Consider the following 24,795-nt stretch of genomic DNA (forward strand, 5'->3'; position numbering starts at 1 on the left):
AGTTCGGGCGTAGAAGCAGACTTTTAGGTTTGAGCGAGGCTGAGCCAGTCCGTTATTTAAGTTTATTATTTCAACCGGTCTCAATTTTCAATGTCTAATATCAATGTAGGCCTATTTCCGACGTTGTTATCAATAAGTTGTTTTTTATGTTTATGAGTATTTCAATAGGCCCAATTGCCCTAACAGTTGACTCCCTTCTAACGATAGTGAGTGTTCTTTCACTATGGCTGCTAACTGCTTTTTTCACTCGCAAAGCAACATACCAAAAGTTTGCCATCGACACGTTATTCTACGGTCTGTTTGCAGGATTGCTCACAGCAAGGATTGCGTTTGTTATAGCCCTATGGGAGGTGTATCAAAAAGACCTGCTGTCTGCATTTGATATTCGAGACGGTGGTTTCAACCAATCGATAGGTTGGTTTGCAGGGATGTGCATTGTGTTATTTAGAAGCAAAAAGTACAGCCAACTGTTTTCTATATACATAAAATCGGCAGCTATTACGGCTGTTGCAGTTTTCCCTTTTTTTGTTTTTAACTCAATGCTAAGCAATCAAAGAACGATTGAAACTATCAACGTTTACAATGCTGACAGTACACCCATCGAGTTAGTTTTAAACAATAACAAGCCTACTGTTATAAACTTTTGGGCGTCGTGGTGCCCGCCTTGTAGGCGAGAAATGCCAATGTTGGAATACGCGCAAAAAAACGATGTAAACATAGAGTATATTTTTGTAAATCAGGGAGAAGCGCCGAGTAAAGTACGACAATTTTTGGGCAAACAAAAAATTGATTTGAAAAATACATATTTTGATTTTACTGGCAGCACAGCAAAAGAGTTAGGCGCTTTCGGGCTTCCCACCACCTTATTTTTTAATGCCGGCGGTAAATTGGTTGACAGCCATATGGGCGAATTGTCCGAGGCAAGCCTTCAATATTACTTAGACCCCTTACGAAAAAAAGCTATCAACAGCAGTGATTAAGCGGAAGCCTGGCAACTATAAGCCAAGGCTTCCATTTCGCTATACTAGTACGTTAAGTTCTTAAAATTGCTATTTAGTAAGCGCTCTGCTACCTCAACGGGTTTAGCAACGGTAATTCCTTCTATTAGTGCATTGTCAGAACCCGGTTTATTAGGAAGATAAAGCGGGCAAAGCTCTACTTTTGCGCCTAACTGGATTAACTTTTTAAGCATCATTGACGGTGAGGCGTCCATTGGCTTCATCGGCTTCGTTACAGTACTGCGTAGCGCCAAATTACCCGCAGGACCACATAATGTAATATGTGCTTCTTTTCCATGTGCCTTCATTGTTTGAAGCGATAGCACCATCGCCATCATCTGAGCCTGTTCATTTTCTGATGTAATTACTACCGCTAGACCGTCAACCAAGTTGTTCTCTTTTGCCTCAACGAGGCTTGAAGCGTTGGCTAAGAGCGCTCCTACAACAAGTGCTTTGAAAAATTTTATCATCATTTTATTCCTAACTAATTTCATTAAACGATTAATCCGATGAAGCTATTCAAAAAAATACATTAGAAAAACCTCATGACTCACTATACATTAAATGTGTAAGTTAAATACACCTTTAAACAAAGAGAGCTTAATCATGACGACAGAAACTCAAAACAACGTAACTTTCCCACAGCTTAACCGCCCTGCTCCTGACTTTTGTGCAAAAACTACGCATGGTCAAAAATCATTGTCTGATTACAAAGGCAAGTGGTTAGTGCTTTTTTCTCACCCTGCTGACTTCACGCCGGTATGTACTACCGAGTTCATTGGTTTTGCTAACGCAGCTGACAAGTTTGCTTCACTTAATACTGAGCTACTTGGTCTTTCTATCGACAGCTCGCATTCGCACATTGCTTGGGTTCGCAACATTAAAGAGAAGTTTGGCGTAACTATTCCTTTCCCAATTATTGCTGACTTGTCGATGGAAGTAGCGAAGGCTTACGGCATGGTTCAGCCTGGTGCAAGCGACACCTCTGCGGTTCGTGCAACTTTCATTATCGACCCAGAAGGTATTCTGCGCGCCATGGTGTATTACCCAATGAGTAACGGCCGTGCAGTCAATGAATTTGTAAGATTGGTTGAAGCTCTACAGACCAGCGATGCAAACAGTTGTGCTACCCCTGAAAACTGGAAGGTTGGTGATGAAGTGATTGTTCCACCCCCTCACACTATCGAAGATGCCGAAGGTCGTGAGTCTGCGGGCTACAACTATGTCGACTGGTACTTCTGTAAAAAAGCGCTGTAAGTAAAACGCTTTTATTGGTGGCATGAAAGCATGCCACCCAACTCTGAATTTAGGAGATCACCATGAATATTGAAATTACTTCATTCTTAGATAATGACAGTGAAACTTTTACCTATGTAGTCGAAGATAAAGCTTCTTCAAAAGCGGTAATCATCGACCCTGTATTAGATTTTGACTATAGCGCGGGCCGCGCACACACCGCCAGTGCACAGAAAATTGCAGACTTTGTAGATGAACGAGGCTTGTTAGTAGAATGGGTTTTGGAAACCCATGCCCATGCTGATCACTTATCAGCCGCACCATTTTTCAAACGCAAATATAACGCGCAAATTGGTATAGGCGCGCGCATTACTGAAGTACAGAAAATATTTAAAGCGCTGTTTAATTTAGAGAAAGAGTTTCTGCCTAACGGTGCTCAGTTCGATAGATTATTTGAAGAGGGTGACACTCTTGAAGTGGGTAACATGCGCTTTGAGGTTATGCATGTACCTGGGCACACACCAGCAGATATTGCCTACTTACTTAATAACGAATCGGTATTTGTAGGTGACACAATGTTTATGCCTGATGTAGGCACCGCACGATGTGATTTCCCTGGTGGCAGTGCAACTACCCTGTACGATTCAATACATCGCATTTTGGCATTACCTGAAGAAACCAATATCTACGTTTGCCATGATTACCCTACAAAACACCGCACTCATGAAAGCAAAGTAACGGTTGGCGAGCAGCGCGAATACAACATTCACGTTAAAGATGGCGTTTCAAAGGATGAGTTTGTAAAAATGCGTGAAACTCGAGATGCGACTTTAAGTATGCCTAGACTCATTTTGCCTTCTATTCAAGTTAACGTGAGAGCAGGCGAGTTACCACCACCAGAGAGCAATGACGTTAGCTACATCAAAGTACCCATTAACCAACTGTGAGGTGAATGATGAAAACACCAAAAGTATTCATTAGCGAAGTGAAAGCTGCGGTTGAGGAAGTAACGGTAGACGATTTAATGGTGGCACTAACCCAACCGGACGTTATTTTGATTGATGTTAGGGAAAGTGAGGAATACCAACACGGTCACATTAATGGCTCGGTGAACTTTCCTAGAGGCATGCTTGAAGCAAAAATATGCAGCCACCCGCTTCTTGCCCACCATTGCGAGGAGCAAGATGCGATTAACGACTTGGCACAGCGCAGTGTTTACTTAATTTGTAAGACAGGCGGCAGGTCTGCGTTAGCCGCTAAATCGTTAACTGATATGGGCCATAAGTATGTGTTTTCTGTGGCAGGGGGCATGGATGAATGGCAACGTAAACAGCTGCCATTGAGTCATTAATGTGCACGGTACAGTTGAGATACCTGATGAGACAGCAGTTCAAGCAAAATGTCTTTAGTTAAGCTTTCCACCCTGTCGTTGGGTTTAGTTCTCGTATTCTTACCTAACACTGTAATAGCAAATAAAACACCCGAACATAGCGTTAGCATAACGACTAATGTTCGGGTTAGATACGAATACGTAAATAATCAATTGCCTGCATCTAACGCAGCTGACGATGCGGTTGTAACAAGAATATCTTCACATGCTGTTTACCAATATGGCCCACTACAGTTTGAGGCTGAACTCATGGACAGCCGGATTTTTAAACAGGGCCGATATACACCAGTGGGAACAGACGATTCTAATGCGTTTGAGCCTGTCCAATTCGCGGCGTCTTGGCAAGGTAAAATAGACGAAGAAAATTTAGAAACGATTGCGGTAAAAGCAGGCCGGTTTACGATGGACGTAGGAAGTAGGCGACTCATAGCTAGAAATAGATTCAGGAATACGCTCAATACCTTCGACGGCGTGAAAATTGACGCCTTTCTATCAAACCTATCAATAACAGCGTTCTATACCTTCCCTGTTACCCGAAATCCCACTTTAGATGTTCATCAAAGCATCAATGATATTGAGCTTGACTCATCAAGTTCAGACGTGCGTTTCTATGGAATTCATGCAAGCCTAAAAACATCTGTTGGTGACGTCGAATTTTATGGGCTTCAAGATCAAGACTCACTAAATAGAACACAAAGACAAACCTTTGGTAATCTGGCCAACATAAAACTTTCACAACAATTAGGTATAAATTACGAAGTAGCTTTACAGCGCGGAGATTATCGATCACAACCTATTAGCGCCAACTTTTTCCACATAGCGCTATCTTCAACATTCAGTCGAGCTATTGTGAGTGTGTTTTATGATTTTGCATCGGGTGATAATGCGTCAACAGACTCGTTTGAAGGTTTCAGCACACTGTTTGGCGCAAGAAGGTTCGAATATGGGCCAACAGGCATTTTTGGTTTATTTGCGCGCAACAATATGGCATCGATGGGCGTTTCATCTGATATTCAATTGAATGAACGCAATAACCTCTATATGCAGATACGTACGTTCGATATACATCGAAGTGGCGCTTCAGGCCGTTTGAACGGCAAATTACTCGATAATGGTGACTTTCTAGGCACGCTGTCTGAGCTACGTTTTCGAAGCCAAATAGCTGAAAGCGTGCAATTTGAGTCAGGAATAGCACTTGCCAATCTAAACAGAAAAGTGGTCACAGGCGAACGACTCACTAGTTACGCCTATCTGCAGGCTAGCTATGCTTTTTGAGAGCCCCAACAAAACATTAAATATACTTAACACACAAATTTATATGTATATTTAAAATATACATTTGAGAAGTTAGAGCGTAAAATACCGTTATCAGCCCTAAATAGGGTGAATTAAAAACCCTGTTGCGTTTATCTCTAAAGAGGCCAGCATTATGGAATTAGATCCTCTCGTACTGTCGAGAATACAGTTCGCATTTGTGGTGTGTTTTCACGCCATATTCCCAGTGTTTACGATTGGTCTGGCAAGTACTATTGCTGGATTTGAAACACTTTACTTCAAAACTGAAAACCCAATTTGGCAACGTTTGTCAAAATTTTGGATACAGGTTTTCGCCGTTGTTTTCGGCATAGGCGTGGTTTCCGGTATTGTTATGTCGTTCCAGTTTGGCACAAACTGGAGTAACTTCTCGTATGCCACGGCTAACTTCTTAGGGCCGGTGCTAAGTTACGAAGTCATTACGGCTTTCTTCCTAGAAGCCGCTTTTCTTGGCGTTCTGCTTTTCGGTCGAGAGAAAGTACCACAAGGCGTACACCTATTTGCCGCTATCATGGTGGCAACAGGTACGTTTATCTCTTCGTTTTGGATATTGTCAGCCAACTCACTGCTGCAAACCCCAGACGGCTTGGAGCTTATCGACGGCATTTACCATGTGAAATCTTGGGCTGATGCACTATTCACAGCATCTTTCGGATATCGCTTTACACACATGGCCTTAGCTTCATTCCTTACTGCCGCGCTTGTTGTAGCTGGCGTTAGTGCATGGTTCATTTTGCAAAAACGTGAACTAGAAGCAAATAAAAAAGCGCTGTCAGTAGCGTTATGGTTCTTGTTGTTCCTTGCTCCACTTCAAACTGTTGTAGGTGACTTCCATGGCTTAAACACCATGAAACATCAACCTACGAAAGTTGCGGCGATGGAAGGTAACTGGGAGACAAGTACAGGTGTTCCTCTACTGCTTTTTGCTATTCCAGACAAAGAAGCACAAACCAATCATTTTGAATTGAAAATTCCTAAGTTAGCCAGCTTCATACTCACTCACGACTGGGATGGTGAAGTGCCGGGGTTAAAGGCGGTACCTAAAGAAGAACAACCTCCTGTATTTGTTGTGTTTTGGTCGTTCAGGGTCATGGTTGGACTTGGATTGCTAATGGTATTGTTCGGCGTATGGGGGCTTATTTATAGAATGGGCGGCAAAATTTATACATCGCCAGTTTTCTTACAAGGCCTTAGATTGATGAGTATAAGCCCGTTCTTTGCGGTACTGGCAGGCTGGATTGTCACTGAGGCTGGAAGAGCACCTTGGCTTATATACGGCCAAATGACGCATGCAGAAGGGTTAACGCCTTCGTTAACCGGTGGCATGGCACTGTTCTCGTTAATTGGATATGTAGTGGTATATGCTTTGGTGTTCAGCGCGGGTATTTACTACTTGCTTAAAGTGTTCAAAGGCGGACTTGAGAAAGCTAACGCCCCTCATGAAATGGATGAAGTAGAACGTCCAGCTCGCCCATTTTCTGCTGGCCACGTGGCTATTGATGGAGACTTATAAAAATGGAACCAACATTTGATTTGACCTTAATTTGGGCTGGCATCATTGGTTTCGGGATCATGATGTACGTGCTAATGGATGGCTTTGACTTAGGCCAAGGCATTTTGTACCCCTTCGCACCCGACGAACAAGCGCGTGACAAAATGATGAATTCTGTCGCCCCAGTGTGGGATGGCAACGAGACTTGGCTAGTATTGGGAGGCGCGGGACTACTCGCGGCCTTCCCGTTAGTTTATTCGGTCTTTTTACCCGCTCTTTATATTGGCGTGTTTTTAATGCTAGCAGGGCTTATTTTCAGAGGTGTTGCCTTTGAATTTAGGTTCAAGGCGAAAACGTCTAAGTACTTATGGAGCTATTCATTTTCTATAGGGTCATTCGTTGCGTCGTTTGCGCAGGGTGCGGTAGTAGGTGCCTATATTCAGGGTTTCGAAACTGAGGGTTTTGCTTACTCAGGTGGCCCCCTTGATTGGTTAACGCCGTTTACCGTATTAACAGGTTTTGGTCTTGTCGTAGGCTATGCGCTTCTAGGCAGCACCTGGCTCATTTTGAAAACAGACGGTGCGGTACAGCAATGGGCATATAAAATTACGCCTAAGCTGCTTATCGCTTTGCTTGTTGTATTTGGTGTAGTGTCTTTTTATACGCCTTATGTAGATAGCACAGCAATGGTCAGATGGTTTGAAGGTTTTAGTATTATTTGGGCACTTCCGGTATTGGTATTATGGTGTGCCTATGTAGTATTTCGTTCGGTTAAAAAGCAGCAAGATGGTGTGCCTTTCGTTGCAACTATGGGTATCTTCTTGTTCAGCTACCTTGGTTTACTAGTGAGCAAATGGCCTTATATTGTTCCACCAAACTTTACTATTTACGACGCCGCGTCTTCTTATAATTCACAACTGTTCTTGTTGTTAGGCTTCTTGTTTGTTATTCCCATTGTATTAGCCTACACCAGCTGGACCTATTGGGTATTTAGAGGAAAAGTGGGCGACGCTGGTTACCATTAATCATGACTCGTAGTACCCGAAGCGCGCCTGACAACAAAGCTGTATCAGGCGCGCAGTTTTTAAAAGAGCAAGTAGCCAGCCAACGCTCCCTTTTAAATCAATCAGTGTTTTTTGGTTCGATAGGGTCAGTGCTTATGATAGTGCAGTGGCTGTTGGTTGCACTCATTGCACACGACACGCTGGTGAACCAATCTCCTCTCAGCACTATGCCTGGCTACTGGCTGCTTCTTTTAGCCGTAAGTGTTGTAAAACCATTGTTAACATGGAAACAAACTAACCTAGCGCAAGACGCAAGCGCCAATGTAAGAAACCATTTAAGGAAAACATTGCTTAAACGGTGGAATACTACCAGCCCCATGGCGTTACAGAGCCTGTCTAGCGGCGCATTGGCATCGCAGTGGGTTGAAGACATCGAGGCTACCGATGGCTATTTTTCCCGTTATTGGCCTCAACAAATGCTTGCTGCTGTAACGCCCCTACTCATTCTTGTTACTGTTGCCTATTTGAATTGGCTTTGTGCCATTTTGCTCTTAGTATCGGCGCCTCTCATTCCACTATTTATGATTTTAGTAGGCATGGGTGCGGAGCACGTGAACGAAAAGTATGCGTTGTTACGCCAGCGTTTAGCCGGGCACTTTCTCGACCGCGTTGCGAACCTTTCAACTATTGCGCTTTTAGGCGCGCAGAAAAATATGTCTGATGAGGTTGCCAAGCGCGGCGATACGTATCGTAACGTTGTTATGAAAACTCTTAAGCTGGCGTTCCTTTCTTCAACCGTACTGGAGTTTTTCACCAGCGTAGCCATTGCAAGCCTTGCTATTTATATTGGTTTTTCACTTTACGGGGCAATTAATTGGGGGCCAGCACAGTCGTTAACGTTGTTTTCTGGGCTTGGTATTTTGTTGCTTGCTCCCGAATTTTTTAAGCCATTGCGCACGCTGTCGACTTACTATCACGACAGAGCCAGCGCTTTAGGCGCCGCCAATAATATGGTGTCTTCACTGCAGCACTTGGAAGAACAAGAATTAGTATTAGGCTACAGCGATGGCAGACAGATTACAGCTTCAAGTGAAGTTACTCGCTTAACACTTAAAGACGCCGTAATTGGATATAACGGCGATAAAGAGAAAAAACCTGCCCTCGATTTTTCTTTTTCCGGGCGAGGTTTACTGGTTTTTTCTGGCGAATCGGGGTGTGGTAAAACCACCCTTCTCAACACCATTGCAGGTTATTTACACCCAGTGTCGGGCAGTGTTGAACTAGCACTTAAAGAAGCGCACTCCATTGCCTATTTGCCTCAGAAAGCATGGATTAAAAACGCTACCGTTCGAGAGAATTTATCCGTTTCGGCCTCCTCTGCATCAGATGAAGAGATGTTAAGGGTGCTTAAAAAGCTTGAGTTGTCAGACGAGCTTTTAACGCATCATAGCGGGCTAGACACAGTGATAGGTGAACACGGACAAGGATTATCTGGCGGGCAAATGCAGCGTATTGCGCTAGCAAGAGTACTGTTAAACCCACCCGAACTCATATTACTTGATGAGCCCACGGCAAGTTTAGACATAAAAAGTAGGCTCGTAATTATAGAGGCATTAGACGAGCTTAAAAGCCGCGCCCTTGTAGTGGTTGCAACACACGACTGTGAACTTGTCGCAAAAGCCAGTAATCATTTTGACTTAACCAATAAGGCCTAACGGTAATATGAAGTTTTGGTTTTCAATTATCTTTAAGAATGAACGTAAACGCCTGCTAATTGGGCTCTTTTGGTCGTTTTTTACTATGCTTTCTGGCGTGGGGTTACTGGCGCTTTCCGGTTGGCTCATTACTGCCACGGCGTTGGCTGGAATAGCCATAGGTGCGGGTTTAATTGTAAAGCTTGATATGTATATGCCGGGCTCTGGGATCCGCTATTTTGCCCTTAGTCGGACCATTGGCCGATATATTGAAAGGCTATACAATCACGATACTATTTTGAGGCTAATTGCGACATATCGCGTAACGATATTTAATGCGCTTTCCCATAGGCCACTTCACGATGTTAGGCAAACATCCGACAGTGAGTGGCTAAGTCGGCTCACCTCAGACTTAGATGCTCTTGATAGCATATTAATTCGCTACACTATTCCAACTCTTGCCACAGGGCTTCTTTTAGGTGTAGTAAGCGTATTTTTGTGCTTTATCTGGTTTGAGTTTGGTGTTGTTTTTCTAATTGCTTCAACCCTAGCCTGGTTACTTCTTATATTGTTTTCAATACGGCAAACCAAAAGTGCCGCCTCGCAAGCCATTTCGCACTTAAATCGTACTAGAGAAACATTGATTAGCCATCTCAAGGGCGCTTTTGTACTAAATAGCCAGCACTTGATGAGTCATCATTCACAAGATACTAGCCACGCACTCTCGCTATTTGAACGGCATCACAATAATTTGCAAAAACGTATTGCTCGAATTCAGATGATAACCGATTCAATATTTGGTGGTGCCCTTGTTGCTACTCTTTATGCCAGCTTATGGGCTGTAAACCACCACGTTATTGAGGGGCCAACAGCTATCATGTTGGCACTTTTGTTCGTTGGCGTGGCTGAACTATTACAAGCCACACCAGAGCAGTTCAGCGCGTGGGGAAAAACCGACTATGCTAGTAAGCGACTATCAACATTGGCCAGTGAAAGCTGTGATAACGATAACACTGATATTACAGCAGTAAGCGAGGTGTCATGCGTGGTAAGCAATCACCCACATATTCCCGCGAGTGCATCACGCAAGATAAGTTTTAATTTGAATGATAGCCCCCCTCTTTTTATCACAGGCCGTTCTGGGTCGGGCAAGTCAACATTAGCGAAGCTTATGTTTAAGCTTGTACCGTTAGATAAATCGAACGCTAGCGTAATGATAAATAATATATCTGTACAAAATATTTCGTCAGACAGCTTGTATCGTCACTGTGCATATCTAGAGCAAACCTCTTCGTTACTGTCTGGCAGTTTGTACTACAACTTAACGCTGGGGCTTGAAAGCATAGAAGACAGTAGAGTGTTCGATGTACTCTCGCTAGTTGAGCTACAAACGTGGGCTGATTCGCTTCCCGAGGGATTGAATACCTGGTTAGGTGAAGGTGGAGCAAAGGTCTCAGGTGGACAAGCGAGACGTATTTGTTTGGCTAGGCTACTACTTAGAAGCCCTGAGCTTATTGTATTAGATGAGCCATTTAATGGGCTTGATAGCGCTATGGCAGAGCGCATCTTCATGCGTATATTGCCTTGGCTTACGGCACGAAAATCTATTGTTTTACTTCATGAAGTACCCTCGTTTATCGAGCAGCAAAGTATTGATTACCATTCACTTAATGTGGATTTATCAGCAGCGTAAAACCTGATTCGCCCTTTATTTAATTACCTCCTTTTTATACATTATAGGTATCTTGTATCCGCCTGCTTAGAAGCCAGCCTGCGGCATAAAGACCCACTGAGAAAATAAAATGGGATAACAGTACCTTCGACTGAAGCATGGCGGGGTTAGGTGTGTGTAAGCCTGCGATACCATATCCCATTCCTGGATACATAAGAAAAAAAGGAATACTGCACGTTGCAAAACCCACGATAAACGCTGGCAAGAAAGATGGTTTCAGCACCCATTTAACGCCGGTAAAAATGAGCATAAGCAAAGCGAACCCGATGCCTATTGCGTAATGCCCAACCCACCCCAACATTAATTCACCTGCTTTTGGTGACGCGGCTTTAATTGATTGATGAGAAAATACGCCATCTGTCATGTAAATAACCCACCGTCCGATAAATTCATACCGCGTTAGTGGCTTATCTAGAATAATGTGTTGTAGATAGTTCATAGCATCCAAAAAGGCGGTTGCCGCTACACCTAACACTACCGATAGAATAAGAAGTGAGGTTCTGTCATCTTTGTTTGCTAAAGTGATACTCATGGTCAATTACCTAAGTTGAGCCGACAGGCTAAGCTGAATATTCCTACCCATACCTAATGCATAGCCCTTGTAGGTATCTAAAAAGTCTCGATAAGCCTCATCAGTTACATTATTTACTTTTACGCTAAGCGTAACTGGATGCTTGTTTATCTGTATCTGTGTTGAAGCCCCAACGTTTATCAAATGATACTGTTCTGTCGATGCCGTACCGAAAGGGAGAAAATCGTACTGAGCAAAGGGTTCAAATTTTCCTGCAATCGACTTGTTGTTTTTGTATTCGTGCTCGATAACAAAATTTATATCGCTAAATAATGATAGTTCGCCAAAACTGTAGTTAATTCGCTGATAAAAGCTATTTGCTGGCATTAGTGGCAGCTCAGTACCAACACTAGCTAGTTCACTGTTGATAATATTGGCGTTAAACTCCCAGTCGATATGTTGGGTTATTTTGAAGTTTGCGCCTAACTCAACGCCCTCTATCTGGGCGTCTCCCTGCCTCATTTCAAACAGAGGCAAACCGGACGGCTGATGCGTGGTGCCGGTATCAGCTTGATAAATGTAGTCTTGAAACGTATTTTGATAAAACGTGATAGATGCCTGTATATTTTGACTTATGTAATTCAACCCAACTTCTTTGTTGAACGAGTATTCTTCTACTAGTTCGCTGTTGCCAGTTTGATAAGCCGCAACACCACCATGTACACCACCCGCATATAAATCAAAAATAGATGGGGCTCTAAACCCTCTTCCTATTCTCTGAATGAACAGCCAGTTATCACTGAGTTTCCAACTTAAACTCATAGATCCTGTTAATGCTGTCCAAACTCTACGGTCAAAGTTATCAACCCACTGCTGACTTTCGTTCTGTGGCTCCAAGGCTATTTTGTCCCATCGGCCACCCAATTCGGCAATGAGAAAATCGTTTTCAAACTTCTCGTAAGCATATAAGGCTATGTAGTCTACCGAGGCATCTGGGACTAAGGTGCCAACGTTGGTTGTCTGATCTTTGTATATGTATTCAGCACCGAATTGACCTTTCCACGCTGTACTATAGTCATGCTCAAAAACCAACTTACTTTGGGTGCGCTCTAACTCAATGTCTAAATCGCTGTTGGCGTTGCTTAACTTTTCGAATGATATTCCTGTGCCAGCAGTGCGCTCATTCTTCTGCCAATTAAGAATAAAATGAACATTCCATTGGTCAGAAAGGTGAAGGGCCATATCAGACAAGACATTCTTGTTGTCTAGATGCTGGCCTGTTGGCACATTATTAGGTTGAAGAAAATTCTGCTCGTTTGAAAAACCTGTGTACCTTACCGTCCAATCGAAAGCGTCTGAAACGAACCCGCTAGCCAAACTGATACTTTCAATATCAAAGTTAGTAAAAGGTATTTCGCCTGAAAAGCGAGGGAGGCTACTGACACTCGTTGAATTAATATCTGCAGAAGGCGTTTCAAAGTTATCGGCTTTTTCACGGTGATATGAAGATGCCCACCCCCACTGTGCTTTGCCGCCATCTGCGTGTAAAGACGTACCGAGCTGATCGTTATTAGTGCCGTATTTAAAGCTCAGAAGGGCAGAAGACAACATTGATTCGCTGTACATGGGAACTTGAGCGCTTATTACGTTAACGACACCGCCCATTGCATCTGACCCAAAAATAACGCTCATAGGCCCGCGTACTACATCTATTCTGTGCGCGTTAACCGGATCAACAGTTGGTGCATGTCTAATTCCAAACTGTTGAAAGTCTTGAGGTACGCTATCTTGCAGCACTCGTACGCGGTTTCCTGTTAAGCCTCTTATCACTGGCTTTCCCGCTTGCCCGCCTGTACTTACCGTATCTACTCCGGCCATATGTGCAATTGAGTCGCCTAAAGAAAGGCTGTGATGCCATAACTTGCTTTTACCACTTAAAATAGACGCGGCTATTGCAGTTTCTTCTACTTTCAGTGCCATTGGCGACCCCGTAACGCGGACCCGTTCGATCTCATGCAGATGGTTATGAGATTGTGGGGTATCTTGTGCATTTACAAGAGAGCTGATTATTAATCCGATCACGCTCATGGTTACTTTCTTGCTCATCTCACCCTCTCAAACGTTATAACATATCAATGCATGGAAGCGGCAAATCGAAAAAAAGCGCCACCTCTGAGAGGTGGCGAAGTAGTTTCGACCATATCCAAAATGGAAAAGACATGAAATGCCTTGTAATAGGCTAGACAACTTCCTGTTTTGAACTGCGCTAACTCATTACGCCTTTATAATATATATTTCAAATACACATTACAATATTGAATAAAGAATTATTTATATGTTTGCTTTTAGTTTTGAAAACTGGAGGCGTGCGAGAGATAGGAACAAGCAGCATTTTATTTAGCATCGCCCTTTAATAAGCGGTGCTTACGTAAAACTCAAGTGCAGTCCATTTTCTAAAATAAAAAAGCTCTAGCCTTTTTACCAGGCTAAAGCTTCCTGTCGAATTTAATGGCGAGTTACTTATTAATATGCTGAGTTTCTGGTTTAGCCAGCCATTCTCTGCCTTTCAGCATGCCTTCCCAATAAATGGGTGGAAGCAACTTTTCTTTTAAATACCATGCTAGGCGCGACGGTTTCGTACCATCAAGTACCCACGTTGGCATGCTGTTAAGAATTTTGCCGCCGTAGCCAAATTCGGCCAATATCACTTTACCTCGCTCTACAGTAAGCGGGCAGCTGCCATAACCGTTGTAAATGGCTTTATCTGTTTGCACACCGCGCTCGTAAAGTAAGTTAGTGGCAACCACGGGGGCTTGCATGCGCGCCGCCGCCGCGGTTTTAGCATTAGGTGCGTTTATGGCGTCGCCAAGGGCAAAGATATTTTCAAACGATTTGTGCTGTAGCGTAGACTGGTCGACATCAATCCAACCAGTGCCATCAACAAGCGGGCTGACTTTGATAAAATCTGGCGGAGACTGGGGCGGAACCGCGTGCAGCATGTCGAATTCAGTTTCAACGAGCGGGGCGTCTGGGTCTGCCACCTTCTTAAATGAAGCCACTTTTGCTTTGCCATCCACCTTTACCAGCTGGTGTTCAAAGTTAAGCGTTGCGTGGTATTTTTTAACGTATTCCATAAGTGCTGGCACGTACTCTTTTACACCAAAAAGTACGGCGCCCGTGTTGTAGAACTCAACGTTAATATCGTTTAGCACGCCTTCTTTAAACCAGTGGTCGCAAGACATATACATGGCTTTTTGCGGCGCACCTGCACACTTAATTGGCATTGGCGGCTGTGTAAATACTGCCTTCCCCTTTTTAAGGTTTTTTACCAATTCCCATGTGTAGGGCGCCAAGTCAAAACGGTAGTTTGACGTCACACCATTTTCACCTAGGGTTTCGCTTAAGCCTTCCACTTTATTCCAATCTAGCTTAATGCCGGGGCAAACCACCAAGTGTTCATATTTAATGGTGCGGCAGCCGTCTACCACAATCATGTTTTCTTTTGGCGCGAAGGCTGCTACACCGGCTTTTATCCATTTAACATTATTAGGAATAACAGAGGCCACAGTGCGCACGGTGTCGTTAGCGTTAAATACGCCCCCGCCTACTAGCGTCCAGCCTGGCTGGTAGTAGTGCACTTCATTGGGCTCTACTATGGCAATATCTAAATCTGGGCATCGCGACTTCAAACTAGACGCAACAGCAACACCGCCCGCGCCCGCCCCTACAATGACTACCGCATGAGAGTGATCGGCATGGTCGCTGGGTGTTTCACCGCCGTTTTTTAGGCGTCGCACTACCCCGCTAAGGTCATAGCCGGCTTTCTGCGACATACAGAGTATGTCTTCATAAGAAAGGGTTTTGGTCGCAGTCATGGCCCATAACGTAATAGAGCGTGTGCCTGTTCGGCAGTAGGCGAATACGGGGCCCTCTAGTTTTTGTAAGTTCGCTTCAAACGCTATTGCGTCTTGCTGGGTTACTTTTCCGCTAACTACTGGCTGATATACGCAGGGTAAACCCAGCGACGATGCTTTGGCTTCTATTTCCGCAAAGGTAGGTTGGTCTGCCCCTTCACCATCAGGGCGGTTACAGATAATAGATTTAAACCCTGCTGCTTTTATTGCCTCTAGATCATCCACTGAAATTTGAGGGCAGACAGATAGTTGTTGTGTTACGTTAGCATATTGCATAACTCACCCCTTCAAATGGCATTCACAGGAATTTTAATGAACTGCTTACCACCTTCAGATTTTTCGCCGAACTGGCCGTTTCGAAGGTTTGCTTGAATGGCGGGTAACAGTAATTTAGGTACCGCAAGGGTTGCATCTCTTGCCTCGCGTTTTTCCACATATTCCTGAAGGGTTACGTCTGGGCGAATTTGCTTGTTCGTTTCCTTAGCTTCTTTGATAGATACCGTTGATAGCGGGGCTACACCCTCTTTAGGATAATCATGACCAAGGTAAACGGTGGTGTCGTCAGGCAGGGTAAAGAAGCGCTGGATGGTGTTATAAAGTTGCTCGGCGCTGCCTCCTGGGAAGTCGCAGCGCGCCGTTCCTAAGTTAGGGGCAAACATGGTGTCGCCTACGAATATTTTGCCGTCTACCAAGAAGCTTGCGCAGGCTGGAGTGTGCCCCGGCGTGTGCCATACTTTTACTTCATATTCACCGATACTGAAGGTGTCACCTTCTTCGAACAGTACATCGAACTGACTGCCATCGCTCGGCGTGTCGTTGGCCGTTTCAAATACGTCTAGCCAGGTATCTAACACTGTTTTAATACCTGAGCCAATACCAATTTTGCCGCCAATTTTAGACTTTAAATAGTGCGCCGCGGTAATGTGATCGGCGTGCACGTGGGTTTCTAAAATCCACTTATTCTTAAGCTGGTTTTGGTTGATGAAGTCGATAACTTTGTCGGCGCTTTCCATTGACGCGCGACCCGAAAAGATATCGTAATCGGCAACCGAATCTATCACGCCACACTCTTTGGAAGCGGGGTCGAATAGCACATAAGTAAACGTGGCCGTTTTGTTATCGTAAAATGTTTCAACGTTCATGGGTGTTCTCCTAAAGAAGTTCTTTGGTCATGATGAAAACGGCAATAACTAGAGTGAAGAATGCAAAGAACTTCTGCAAAGCTGCACCGTCTAGTTTTCCCGCTACCTTCGTGGAGACAGCCATCCCAATAAACGTGGCTACCAGCATAAGCGGCAGCAAAGGCATCTCCAATTGAATTCCGGTTTGTAGGTCGCCAATGAAGCCAAGCAACGACTTTAAGGCGATAATGAATAGCGACGCGCCCACCGCGTTCTTCATGGGCATGCCTAAAATAAGTACCAAGGCAGGTATAATTAGAAAGCCCCCGCCCGCGCCGAGTATGCCGGTAACAACACCAACTACGGCGCCTTCAATAATTATCAGCCCAACGTTGGGTTGTTTGTTCTCAATAACTTGTGTTGCTGGCGCCGATTTGCTGTAAGCCTTTTTCAACATCATGGCTGCCGAGGCCAACATCAGCATGGCGAACAGCACCATGATGCCCAGATTTTTGTCTATGGTTAGCGATTGAAAAGCGATAGTTTCGGGAATGGCGGGCATGAGGAAGGCCCGTGTTAGATAAACAGCAATAATGGAAGGTACAGCGAATAAAATAGACGCTTTAACGTCAACTAAACCTTCTTTGAAATACCTTACTGCGCCGAATGCGGCTGTGGCACCCACAATAAGCAATGAATAGCCGGTGGCGACATCTGGCGTGACGCCCATTAGGTAAACAAGGATAGGCACGGTAAGGATAGAGCCCCCTCCGCCTATTACGCCTAAAACCATTCCCATAAGAACAGCAGCGATGTAACCAAGAATAATCATATCGACACCTTATTTCATTTTGATATATGATAGAACAAAATATACAATAAAGTACATTCTAAATATATATTTAATTTTTATGGTGCGGTAAAATTCATCGATTAAAACAATCGCTTTTTTAGATAACCCATGAAAATCAATACTTTTAGTAATTTAGCGTTTCGCGTTTTGATCTATCTCGCGTTACGAAAAAATCAATTGGTAAAGACAGGTGAAATTGCAGATGCGTACTTCGTATCTTTTAATCACTTAAAAAAAGTCATCACCTTGCTGATCGACAAGGGATACATTATTGGCACAAAGGGACGCGGGGGCGGCATTCGTCTGGCAAAAGATGCCAAGCTTATAAATATAGGTGAAGTTTTTAGGTTAACGGTTGAAGACGTGGCATTGGCGGAGTGTTTTGCATCACCAACGAATAAATGTGTTATCTCGCCCACATGTCGCTTGAAAACAATTCTTCAAGACGCGGCTGATAAATTCATCAGCGAGCTTGACCAATTTACGCTGCATGATTTGGTTAAAGACAGAGAGGGCGCACTCGCCATGCACCTTGCCATCGATTTTATAGAAGTTGAATAGCTGGCCTTATTTAGGTTGCTGTTCGTAATATGTTTTTTATGATAGCGCTTTCTGATTAAGGCATTACACAAGTAGGTTTAGGAGAGAAAATTGGAAAACTGGACATCAACTCCCTTCGAGCCGTTTGCCGGTTTAGCAGGCGGGCTGCTTATTGGTTCATCTGTGGTTTTATTACTGCTTACTCTAGGCCGTATTGCGGGTATTTCAGGTATTGCCGCAGGCGCGATGACACAACGCGGCATTGAACGCTACTGGCGCTTGGCGTTTTTAATAGGTGTTGTGCTATCTGCCGTGCTTTATATTGGGTTTACCGGCGGTATGCAGGTTCAAACTCAAATGAGCTCGGCGTGGCTGGTTGTTGCTGGCTTGCTAGTGGGCTTTGGCACACGCCTTGGCTCTGGCTGCACATCGGGCCACGGAGTGGCTGGCCTTTCAAGGTTATCACCCCGCTCTATTGTTGCCACGCTCACGTTTATGGGTGCGGCTGTACTTACCACCACAATTATCAGACACCTGTAAATTAACCGAGGAGAGAATATTATGAGAGCAATTATCGCCTCTCTACTTTGTGGGCTGTTGTTTGGCTTAGGCCTGTTAATTTCAGGTATGAGTAACCCTGCTCGCGTGCTTAATTTTTTAGATTTAAGTGCCAACTGGGATGCCACGTTAGCTTTTGTAATGGGCGGTGCTATTTTGGTGGCTGCGCCAGGTATGTATTGGGTGCGCAAGCGCAACAAGCCTTTGTTTGCCGAGAAGTTTGATATACCAACTAGCAAAACTATCGACGCTAAATTGATATTAGGTTCTGCCGCATTTGGTATCGGCTGGGGTATCAGTGGTTTTTGCCCAGGCCCTGCCGTAGTTGCTATTGCGTCGCTTCAAACTGATGTTCTGTTGTTTGTAGGAGCAATGATCATTGGCATGTTGGCGCAGCATTGGTTGAAGCCTAAATCGGCATAAGAGAGCAATTCGCTTTTACACTTCATACATAAGCTGTTGGTCCACTTGTGCTTGCATAAGGCGCTGTTTTGTTAGCAATGCCTGTTGCGAGTTACTTATTTCTTGGTAGGAGATGATATCCACATTATCCCCTACCAAGGATAATCCCTGCCTTATCCGTCTATGGGTATAGCATATAGAAGCGCGTTGGCGAAGTTTCTCGCTGTGTTTCTCGCTCCCCTATTTACCTTGTTAAAGCGCTATGTGAATAAATCAACCTGCTAGGCCGCTTAGGTCATAGCTATTCCAGAATAACGAGTGCTGTTGAAAATGCAGCGATACTTAGCGGGCCTTGCGTCACAAACTCGCTCAATTCACCCGCATCGCTCTTCCAAAGCTTAACTTTTGTTGAAGCCATAAACCCTAGTGGAAGGGGCATTTCATGCGTATCGTAAGACAAGTTCACCGCAGTATAGATTCGCCTTTTCTCTGTTATCACGGAAAAAGCCAGAAGCTGTTTTATCTCATCAACATGGTAAACACTGAATGTACCAGCAGCGTCAGATTTCAACGTTTCTGTTAGCTCTAATGCTGTATTTTTCTGTAGGGAAAAGTTGTGCAACAACAGCGCATTGTCTTTATCTAAGGGTAGCGTTAAAAATAGTGTAGTGAGCAGCGCAATCTCTCTTTCATCAAGAGGTTGCTTACATTGGCTACCTTGCTGCTTAAAAGCTACCTGTGAAGGCTCAGATGAAAAAACATCGCTTAGTACATTGGCTAACCTGCTTACTGAGCGCTTCTCATCTTTCTCCTTCAATAAATTACACACTGCTTGTGAAATTAATCGCGCTCGCTTTTCATTAAACGCCGAAGTTTGAGCATCGCTTTGCGTATCAGCTTTTTCTGTGAACATGAAAAAACTGATGCCCCCAACAAATAAAGCACAAAATAAAAGCCATTTTAGTGGGCCGAGCCGGTTCAACGTTTAGCCCCCCTTTCCTTTCAATAAGCCCACACCCAAAGCGGCCATGGTTACGGCAATAACGCCGTTTAGATAGTTGAAAAAAGCATAGGGTGCATAGTCGAGAACCTCAACCCCAAGGGTGGCAGAATAGAACGCGCCTGCGGTTGTCCAAGGTATAAGGCCTGTGGTCATGGTGGCGCCCTCTTCTACCGACCGTGACAGCACGGCAGGGTCGAGCTTTTGTTGTTCATATTTTGCTTTGAATAACTGGCAATTTAATATGATTGAGATGTAGGCTTCGCCCATAGCCACATTGCCTAAAAAGCCAGAGGCTATGGTTACCGCTATTAAGCTTGCTGTGCGCTTCACCCGTTTAATGATGCCCGCCAACAGCGCCGCTAAAAACCCCGCGCCGTGTAATATACCGCCCAGTGCGATTGCCATTAAGGCCAGCAGTAAGGTCCAGCTCATACTGCTGATGCCGCCCCGCCCTAAAAGCGCATCTAAATTCGGTATACCCGTATTTTGAGGGGTGTTTTCCCACAGTGCGTTAAGCACGCTAATGGTATTAGTATCTTGATAGAAAATGGCGATGATGACGGCCAGCAGAATGCTGAATGACATGGTGACTTCAGCAGGGACTTTTTTAATGCTTAGCACCGTAAGTAGCACCAACGGTAACAGTGTTATATAGGGTGCAAGGTTATAGTGCTTAGCAAGCGCGGCTTTAATTTCAAATACCTGACCTGCGTTTAAACTTTCGCTTGCGTAGCTAAAACCTATGACTAAAAAAATAACGATCGAGAGAAGGAAAGTAGGCAGTGTAGTAAACAGCATGCCATACATATGCCGATAGAGGTTCGTGCCCGCACTCATTGCAGCGAGGTTGGTGGTATCAGAAACCGGCGACATTTTATCCCCAAAGGTTGCGCCACATACCACCATGGCAGCTACAATGGGAGGCGGTATGTTCATGGTAGCGCCAATGCCCATTAGCACCACGCCCATAGTCCCTACGGTTCCCCACGATGTGCCTGTAGCTACCGACATTACCGCACACAAAATTAATCCCACCGCCAGAAACACACTGGGGTTTAGCCAACTTAAACCGTAATAAATTAGCGTTGAGATAGTGCCGCTTTGCATAAAGCTGGCGATAACCATTCCGATAAGTATGAAGATATAAATGGCCGGCATGGCCCGCGTTAATGCGCTGGTCATTAATTCGCGAATTTGCAGGTACGTGTACCCCAAACTAAAAGCATTCGCCCCAGCCCACAGCAAACATACAAATATGAGCGCATGCAGGCTAATACCCAAGCCGAACAATCCACCTGCTATCAGTGCGACAATAACACCAAAACAAAGTAGTGACTGAGGAAAGCTCGGGCGTTGAATAGAATGTGGCGACATTATTGGCACGTTGATACGCTTAAAAATGAACTAGTAAAAAACAGTATAACGACTTTGCTATGCGTTGGAATGACTTTGATGTTGCATTGGATTGGGCGTTAGAGTTGCAGCCACGTCTAAGGTAGGCGTGCCCGATTCTGATATAGAAATGCTTAAGGGGATCATTCCATCATAGGTCATCAGAAAATAAAATGGCCCGCCCTAGAGGATTCGAACCTCTGACCTCGGCCTCCGGAGGGCCGCGCTCTATCCAGCTGAGCTAAGGGCGGATCGTGCTACGGTTGTAATAACCGTGTACGTTCGCAAAGGAAAAATACGCAGTTAAATGTACGCTGCAAACGGGGCGTAATAATACTGACGGCACGGGCTGGCTTCAACTCATTTATTAAAATCTCTTTAGGTGGCTTGGAACAAGTGTTAAAAATCCTTACTTTTTATGGGTAATTGGCTTCAAATAGTTGTTCAACCCCAATTAACCGTTATAATCTGGCCAGTTATATTTTAAACAAATTCATCATTGCCTGGAGACAGATGTGAAATTAAAGACTTGGTTAACTGTTGCTGCTACTGCGCTAACTGTTTTTGCAGCACAAGCACAAGAAATGAGTAACGATGAAATTGCCGATCGCATTAAGCCGGTTGGTCAGGTACACGTAGCAGGCGCAGCGGCTGAAGGAAGTGCTGGCGCAGCTGGCGGTGCAAAGTCTGGTGAAGACGTTTACAACTCTGCATGTGTTGCATGTCACTCAGCAGGCGTTTTAGGAGCTCCTAAAGTTCACGCTGCAGCAGACTGGCAACCACGTTTAGACGAGCGCGGTCTTGATGGCGTATGGCAAAACGCATTGAACGGTATTAACGCTATGCCTCCTCGTGGTACATGCGGTAACTGTTCTGATGACGAAATTAAAGCTGCAATCGAGTATATGATTGAAGGTATCTAATACCCGCTAAATCGTAACAACTTGATGGAAAAAGTAGCGTTTTACCCTCTAATCGGGTAATTTAACTCTTTGGGGAAACGTTACTTTTTTACTGGCGAGCGGAATGTCACAAGATTCGACGCAACATGAGTTGACGGAAGAAGAACTGCGCGAACTTATACCGCAGCTTCAGCAACTCACTGACAAGTACAAGCGCGCTGAACGTGTTCAGAAGGCGCTTTTCGACATTTCTGAGCTTGCCAGTTCTGTAAGTCACCTTAATCGCCTTTATTCCGCTATTCATGAAATCATTGCCGATTTTATGAATGCCGATAACTTCTTTGTCGCCTTTTACGAACCCGACAGTAACGTTGTCGATTTCGCTTACTTCATTGACGAATTCGACGAACAAACCGTTCGCCAGCTCCCCGCTGAATCGTTAATGGACGGCATGACCGGTTACATTCTCAAAACCGGCGATCATCTATTTTACAAACGTGACGATGAAGAAAACTTTGCCTCTCAGCATGATATAAAGCTAGTTGGCTCACAGCCGTTTGAGCTGCTGGGCGTGCCCCTTAAACGAGGAAGCCAAGTCATAGGTGCCATGGTAGTGCAAACTTATGATGAAGGTGTGCACTATACGCAAGAAGATTTAGAAGTACTGCTGTTCGTTTCTCAACATATTGTTACCACGGTTGATAGAGTAAAAAATCGTGAGCTCACTGAACGCACCATCCGCGAACGCACCCGCCAACTGCGAAAAATTAATGACGACCTCCAAGAAGAAATATTAGAGCGCCAAAAAGTAGAGTCGCTACAGCAGGCTTTATTCGAGATATCTGAACTGGCAGCTAACCTTGAAGGCGATATGGATGTGTTTTATTCCAGTCTGCACGAAATTTTAGCCCGGCTAATTAGCGCACCTAACTGTTACATTGCCATTCTTGATAAGGAAAAAGAGCTACTCGCATTCCCGTATTTTAGTGACGCACAAGAAAAGAACATAAGTTCAAGGCCTTTAGGGTTAGGACTTACTGAATTCGTTCTGCGAACGGGGCAAGCTGAGCTGGTTAACCCGCCCAGAGTATTGGAGCTTGCAGAGTCTGGCGATTTGGATGTGTCGGTTGCGCAAACCATGCTAAACAGTGCGAACTCGTGGTTAGGTTCGCCGCTTGTTGTAGATGGAGAAATAGCAGGTGTTATTGCCGTACAAACTTACGGTAAACACGCAAAATATAATTCTCGCGACCAAGAGCTTTTGCGCTTTGTATCGCACCATATTGCTGTAGCCATTGAGCGTAAGCGCAATACCGAGTCGATGCAGCGCTATAACGTTGAGCTTGAGGAGCGCGTTAAAGAACGCACAGCCGAGCTAAACCGTGCTAATAAGTTCTTAAAGCAACAAATTGAAGAGCGTAAAGAGATTGAGCTTAAGCTTATTCACGATGCGCATCACGACTCGTTAACTGATTTGCCTAACCGTGCCATGTTCACTAGCCGCTTAGAGCTGGCTATTGCCAGTAAGCAGCGTTACAGCGAAAACATGTTTGCGGTGCTGTTTATCGACCTAGACCGTTTTAAAGTTATTAACGATACCCTAGGTCACCACGCCGGCGATGAGTTCTTAATTGAAGTAGCTAGACGTATTGCGCTGTGTATTCGTGGTCACGACCTGCTAGCGCGCTTAGGCGGCGATGAGTTTGTTGTACTGCTTGATAACTTTGAAGATGAAGCAGACGTAGAAGAAGTGGCTAGCCGTATAATCTCATCTATTTCCGAGCCGTTCTTGCTTGATGGTCGGGAGATGTATTCAGGTGCAAGTATTGGTATTGCGCACTTAGAAACCTACTATCGCGCCGCTGATGAAGTGCTTCGTGATGCCGATGCCGCTATGTATCAAGCAAAAACGCTAGGCCGCGGACGCTTTGTTATGTTCGACAAGAGCATGCGCGACAGGCTTATTGAAGAACTTGAGCTTGAAAATGAGTTCAGACGTGCACTGCGTGAAGAAGAGTTCGATTACTTCCTACAGCCCGTTATAAAGCTTAATGACGACAGCACACTGTATAAAGAGATGTATATTCGCTGGTCGCACCCTGCCTACGGCAAGATTGCCAGAGAGCAGTTTAGACAAGTGGCAGAACATAGTGGCCTTACGCTAGATTTAGACCTGTTCCAGCTAACCAAAGCCTGCGAGCTGTTAAACCATTATAAAAACACCGACGACCCGATAAATAAAATAGCGGTTAACGTTTCAATTAATCATTTGCTACAGGCTTCTATGGTAAACCAGATGATTAATGTGATTGAAACATCAGGTATTACGCCTAGCCAGCTGGTATTTGAGTTTGATGAAAACGACTTAAATCGCCGCTCTCAGTTCATTCTTCCTGCTATTAAGAAGTTAAAACGTGCGGGCGTAACTTTGGTGCTTGATAACTTTGGAAGCGGATTGGCTTCACTGAGTTATTTGTTTGCCTACCCCTTCGACTTCATCAAAATTGATCATCGCTTTGTTAAGTCACTGCCTCGCTCTCAACGAAACTTAAAACTTATTCAGTCTGTTATGCTTATTTCAGAGCACTTGAAGTTTCAGGTTATTGCTGAAGGCGTAGACTCACAGGCACAGCTAGATGCACTTAACGAAATTGAATGTATTTATGGCCAAGGCAAAGTATTGAAGTACGCCAAAGTGCTGGATATGACGTCGCTAGCAAGCTGACAGTTAGTACTTAC

General features: G+C 44.5%; 22 protein-coding genes and 1 tRNA gene. 14 read left to right on the top strand and 9 right to left on the bottom strand.

All coding sequences use genetic code 11. The features are described 5' to 3' along the window. Window positions 1-152: 152 nt before the first annotated feature. Complete coding sequence (locus F0261_RS01125; RefSeq protein ID WP_253819153.1) at window positions 153-980, top strand: TlpA disulfide reductase family protein; 828 nt, start codon at window positions 153-155, stop codon at window positions 978-980. A gap of 44 nt (window positions 981-1,024) precedes the next feature. Here the strand turns inward: F0261_RS01125 and F0261_RS01130 are convergent, their stop codons facing one another. Continuing rightward, window positions 1,025-1,471 (bottom strand): hypothetical protein, encoded by a 447-nt coding sequence (locus F0261_RS01130; RefSeq protein ID WP_253819154.1) that lies wholly within the window; start codon window positions 1,469-1,471, stop codon window positions 1,025-1,027. A gap of 133 nt (window positions 1,472-1,604) precedes the next feature. On the opposite strand from F0261_RS01130, the gene F0261_RS01135 reads away from it, so the two are divergent. The 8 genes from F0261_RS01135 (at window position 1,605) to F0261_RS01170 (ending at window position 10,821) form a co-directional block, all read left to right on the top strand. After that, window positions 1,605-2,255: a peroxiredoxin gene (locus F0261_RS01135; RefSeq protein WP_171336995.1), complete on the top strand. Its 651-nt coding sequence runs from the start codon at window positions 1,605-1,607 to the stop codon at window positions 2,253-2,255. Window positions 2,256-2,317: 62 nt separating this feature from the next. Next, window positions 2,318-3,181 carry an MBL fold metallo-hydrolase gene (locus F0261_RS01140; protein WP_171336996.1) on the top strand — a complete coding sequence of 288 codons (864 nt, stop codon included), beginning with the start codon at window positions 2,318-2,320 and terminating at the stop codon, window positions 3,179-3,181. A gap of 5 nt (window positions 3,182-3,186) precedes the next feature. Beyond that, window positions 3,187-3,585, top strand: a complete 399-nt coding sequence (locus F0261_RS01145) for a rhodanese-like domain-containing protein (RefSeq protein ID WP_253819155.1) — start codon at window positions 3,187-3,189, stop codon at window positions 3,583-3,585. Between the two features lie 48 nt (window positions 3,586-3,633). Continuing rightward, entirely contained in the window at window positions 3,634-4,899 is a 1,266-nt protein-coding gene (locus F0261_RS01150) for an alginate export family protein (RefSeq protein ID WP_171336997.1), read from the top strand. A gap of 154 nt (window positions 4,900-5,053) precedes the next feature. Further along, window positions 5,054-6,451, top strand: coding sequence for a cytochrome ubiquinol oxidase subunit I (locus F0261_RS01155; protein ID WP_171336998.1), 1,398 nt, complete (start codon window positions 5,054-5,056; stop codon window positions 6,449-6,451). A gap of 2 nt (window positions 6,452-6,453) precedes the next feature. Then, entirely contained in the window at window positions 6,454-7,455 is a 1,002-nt protein-coding gene (gene cydB / locus F0261_RS01160) for a cytochrome d ubiquinol oxidase subunit II (protein ID WP_171336999.1), read from the top strand. A gap of 2 nt (window positions 7,456-7,457) precedes the next feature. After that, complete coding sequence (cydD, locus tag F0261_RS01165; RefSeq protein ID WP_171337000.1) at window positions 7,458-9,149, top strand: thiol reductant ABC exporter subunit CydD; 1,692 nt, start codon at window positions 7,458-7,460, stop codon at window positions 9,147-9,149. A gap of 7 nt (window positions 9,150-9,156) precedes the next feature. Continuing rightward, complete coding sequence (locus F0261_RS01170; RefSeq protein WP_171337001.1) at window positions 9,157-10,821, top strand: amino acid ABC transporter ATP-binding/permease protein; 1,665 nt, start codon at window positions 9,157-9,159, stop codon at window positions 10,819-10,821. 34 nt (window positions 10,822-10,855) lie between these two features. Here the strand turns inward: F0261_RS01170 and F0261_RS01175 are convergent, their stop codons facing one another. The 5 genes from F0261_RS01175 to F0261_RS01195 all read right to left on the bottom strand — a co-directional run bounded on the left by F0261_RS01175 (window position 10,856) and on the right by F0261_RS01195 (window position 17,238). After that, window positions 10,856-11,392, bottom strand: a complete 537-nt coding sequence (locus F0261_RS01175) for a DUF2938 family protein (protein WP_171337002.1) — start codon at window positions 11,390-11,392, stop codon at window positions 10,856-10,858. Window positions 11,393-11,398: 6 nt separating this feature from the next. Further along, entirely contained in the window at window positions 11,399-13,477 is a 2,079-nt protein-coding gene (locus tag F0261_RS01180) for a TonB-dependent receptor (protein WP_171337003.1), read from the bottom strand. A gap of 410 nt (window positions 13,478-13,887) precedes the next feature. Beyond that, entirely contained in the window at window positions 13,888-15,561 is a 1,674-nt protein-coding gene (locus tag F0261_RS01185; protein WP_171337004.1) for a bifunctional protein tyrosine phosphatase family protein/NAD(P)/FAD-dependent oxidoreductase, read from the bottom strand. 11 nt (window positions 15,562-15,572) lie between these two features. After that, complete coding sequence (locus tag F0261_RS01190; protein WP_171337005.1) at window positions 15,573-16,427, bottom strand: MBL fold metallo-hydrolase; 855 nt, start codon at window positions 16,425-16,427, stop codon at window positions 15,573-15,575. Window positions 16,428-16,437: 10 nt separating this feature from the next. Further along, window positions 16,438-17,238, bottom strand: coding sequence for a sulfite exporter TauE/SafE family protein (locus tag F0261_RS01195; protein ID WP_171337006.1), 801 nt, complete (start codon window positions 17,236-17,238; stop codon window positions 16,438-16,440). Window positions 17,239-17,367: 129 nt separating this feature from the next. Between F0261_RS01195 and F0261_RS01200 the strand changes: the two genes are divergently transcribed. From F0261_RS01200 to F0261_RS01210, 3 genes are all read left to right on the top strand, one after another. Next, window positions 17,368-17,820 (top strand): Rrf2 family transcriptional regulator, encoded by a 453-nt coding sequence (locus tag F0261_RS01200; RefSeq protein WP_171337007.1) that lies wholly within the window; start codon window positions 17,368-17,370, stop codon window positions 17,818-17,820. A gap of 90 nt (window positions 17,821-17,910) precedes the next feature. Then, entirely contained in the window at window positions 17,911-18,339 is a 429-nt protein-coding gene (locus F0261_RS01205) for a YeeE/YedE family protein (RefSeq protein WP_171337008.1), read from the top strand. A 21-nt stretch (window positions 18,340-18,360) separates the two neighbouring features. After that, window positions 18,361-18,780, top strand: a complete 420-nt coding sequence (locus F0261_RS01210; RefSeq protein WP_171337009.1) for a DUF6691 family protein — start codon at window positions 18,361-18,363, stop codon at window positions 18,778-18,780. A gap of 280 nt (window positions 18,781-19,060) precedes the next feature. Here the strand turns inward: F0261_RS01210 and F0261_RS01215 are convergent, their stop codons facing one another. From F0261_RS01215 to F0261_RS01225, 3 genes are all read right to left on the bottom strand, one after another. Continuing rightward, window positions 19,061-19,672 carry a hypothetical protein gene (locus F0261_RS01215; protein ID WP_171337010.1) on the bottom strand — a complete coding sequence of 204 codons (612 nt, stop codon included), beginning with the start codon at window positions 19,670-19,672 and terminating at the stop codon, window positions 19,061-19,063. 72 nt (window positions 19,673-19,744) lie between these two features. Continuing rightward, the gene (nhaC, locus tag F0261_RS01220) at window positions 19,745-21,136 is read right to left on the bottom strand and encodes a Na+/H+ antiporter NhaC (RefSeq protein WP_171337011.1); all 1,392 of its coding nucleotides are present in this window, start codon (window positions 21,134-21,136) and stop codon (window positions 19,745-19,747) included. Between the two features lie 192 nt (window positions 21,137-21,328). Next, window positions 21,329-21,405: transfer RNA gene (locus tag F0261_RS01225), tRNA-Arg, on the bottom strand. 264 nt (window positions 21,406-21,669) lie between these two features. On the opposite strand from F0261_RS01225, the gene F0261_RS01230 reads away from it, so the two are divergent. Continuing rightward, window positions 21,670-22,077, top strand: coding sequence for a cytochrome c5 family protein (locus F0261_RS01230; RefSeq protein ID WP_014977900.1), 408 nt, complete (start codon window positions 21,670-21,672; stop codon window positions 22,075-22,077). A gap of 103 nt (window positions 22,078-22,180) precedes the next feature. Continuing rightward, the gene (locus F0261_RS01235; RefSeq protein WP_014977899.1) at window positions 22,181-24,781 is read left to right on the top strand and encodes an EAL domain-containing protein; all 2,601 of its coding nucleotides are present in this window, start codon (window positions 22,181-22,183) and stop codon (window positions 24,779-24,781) included. The last annotated feature ends 14 nt before the right edge of the window (window positions 24,782-24,795 follow it).

The sequence above is a fragment of the Alteromonas sp. 07-89-2 genome (assembly GCF_013113925.1).
Classification (GTDB): Bacteria; Pseudomonadota; Gammaproteobacteria; order Enterobacterales; family Alteromonadaceae; genus Alteromonas; species Alteromonas macleodii.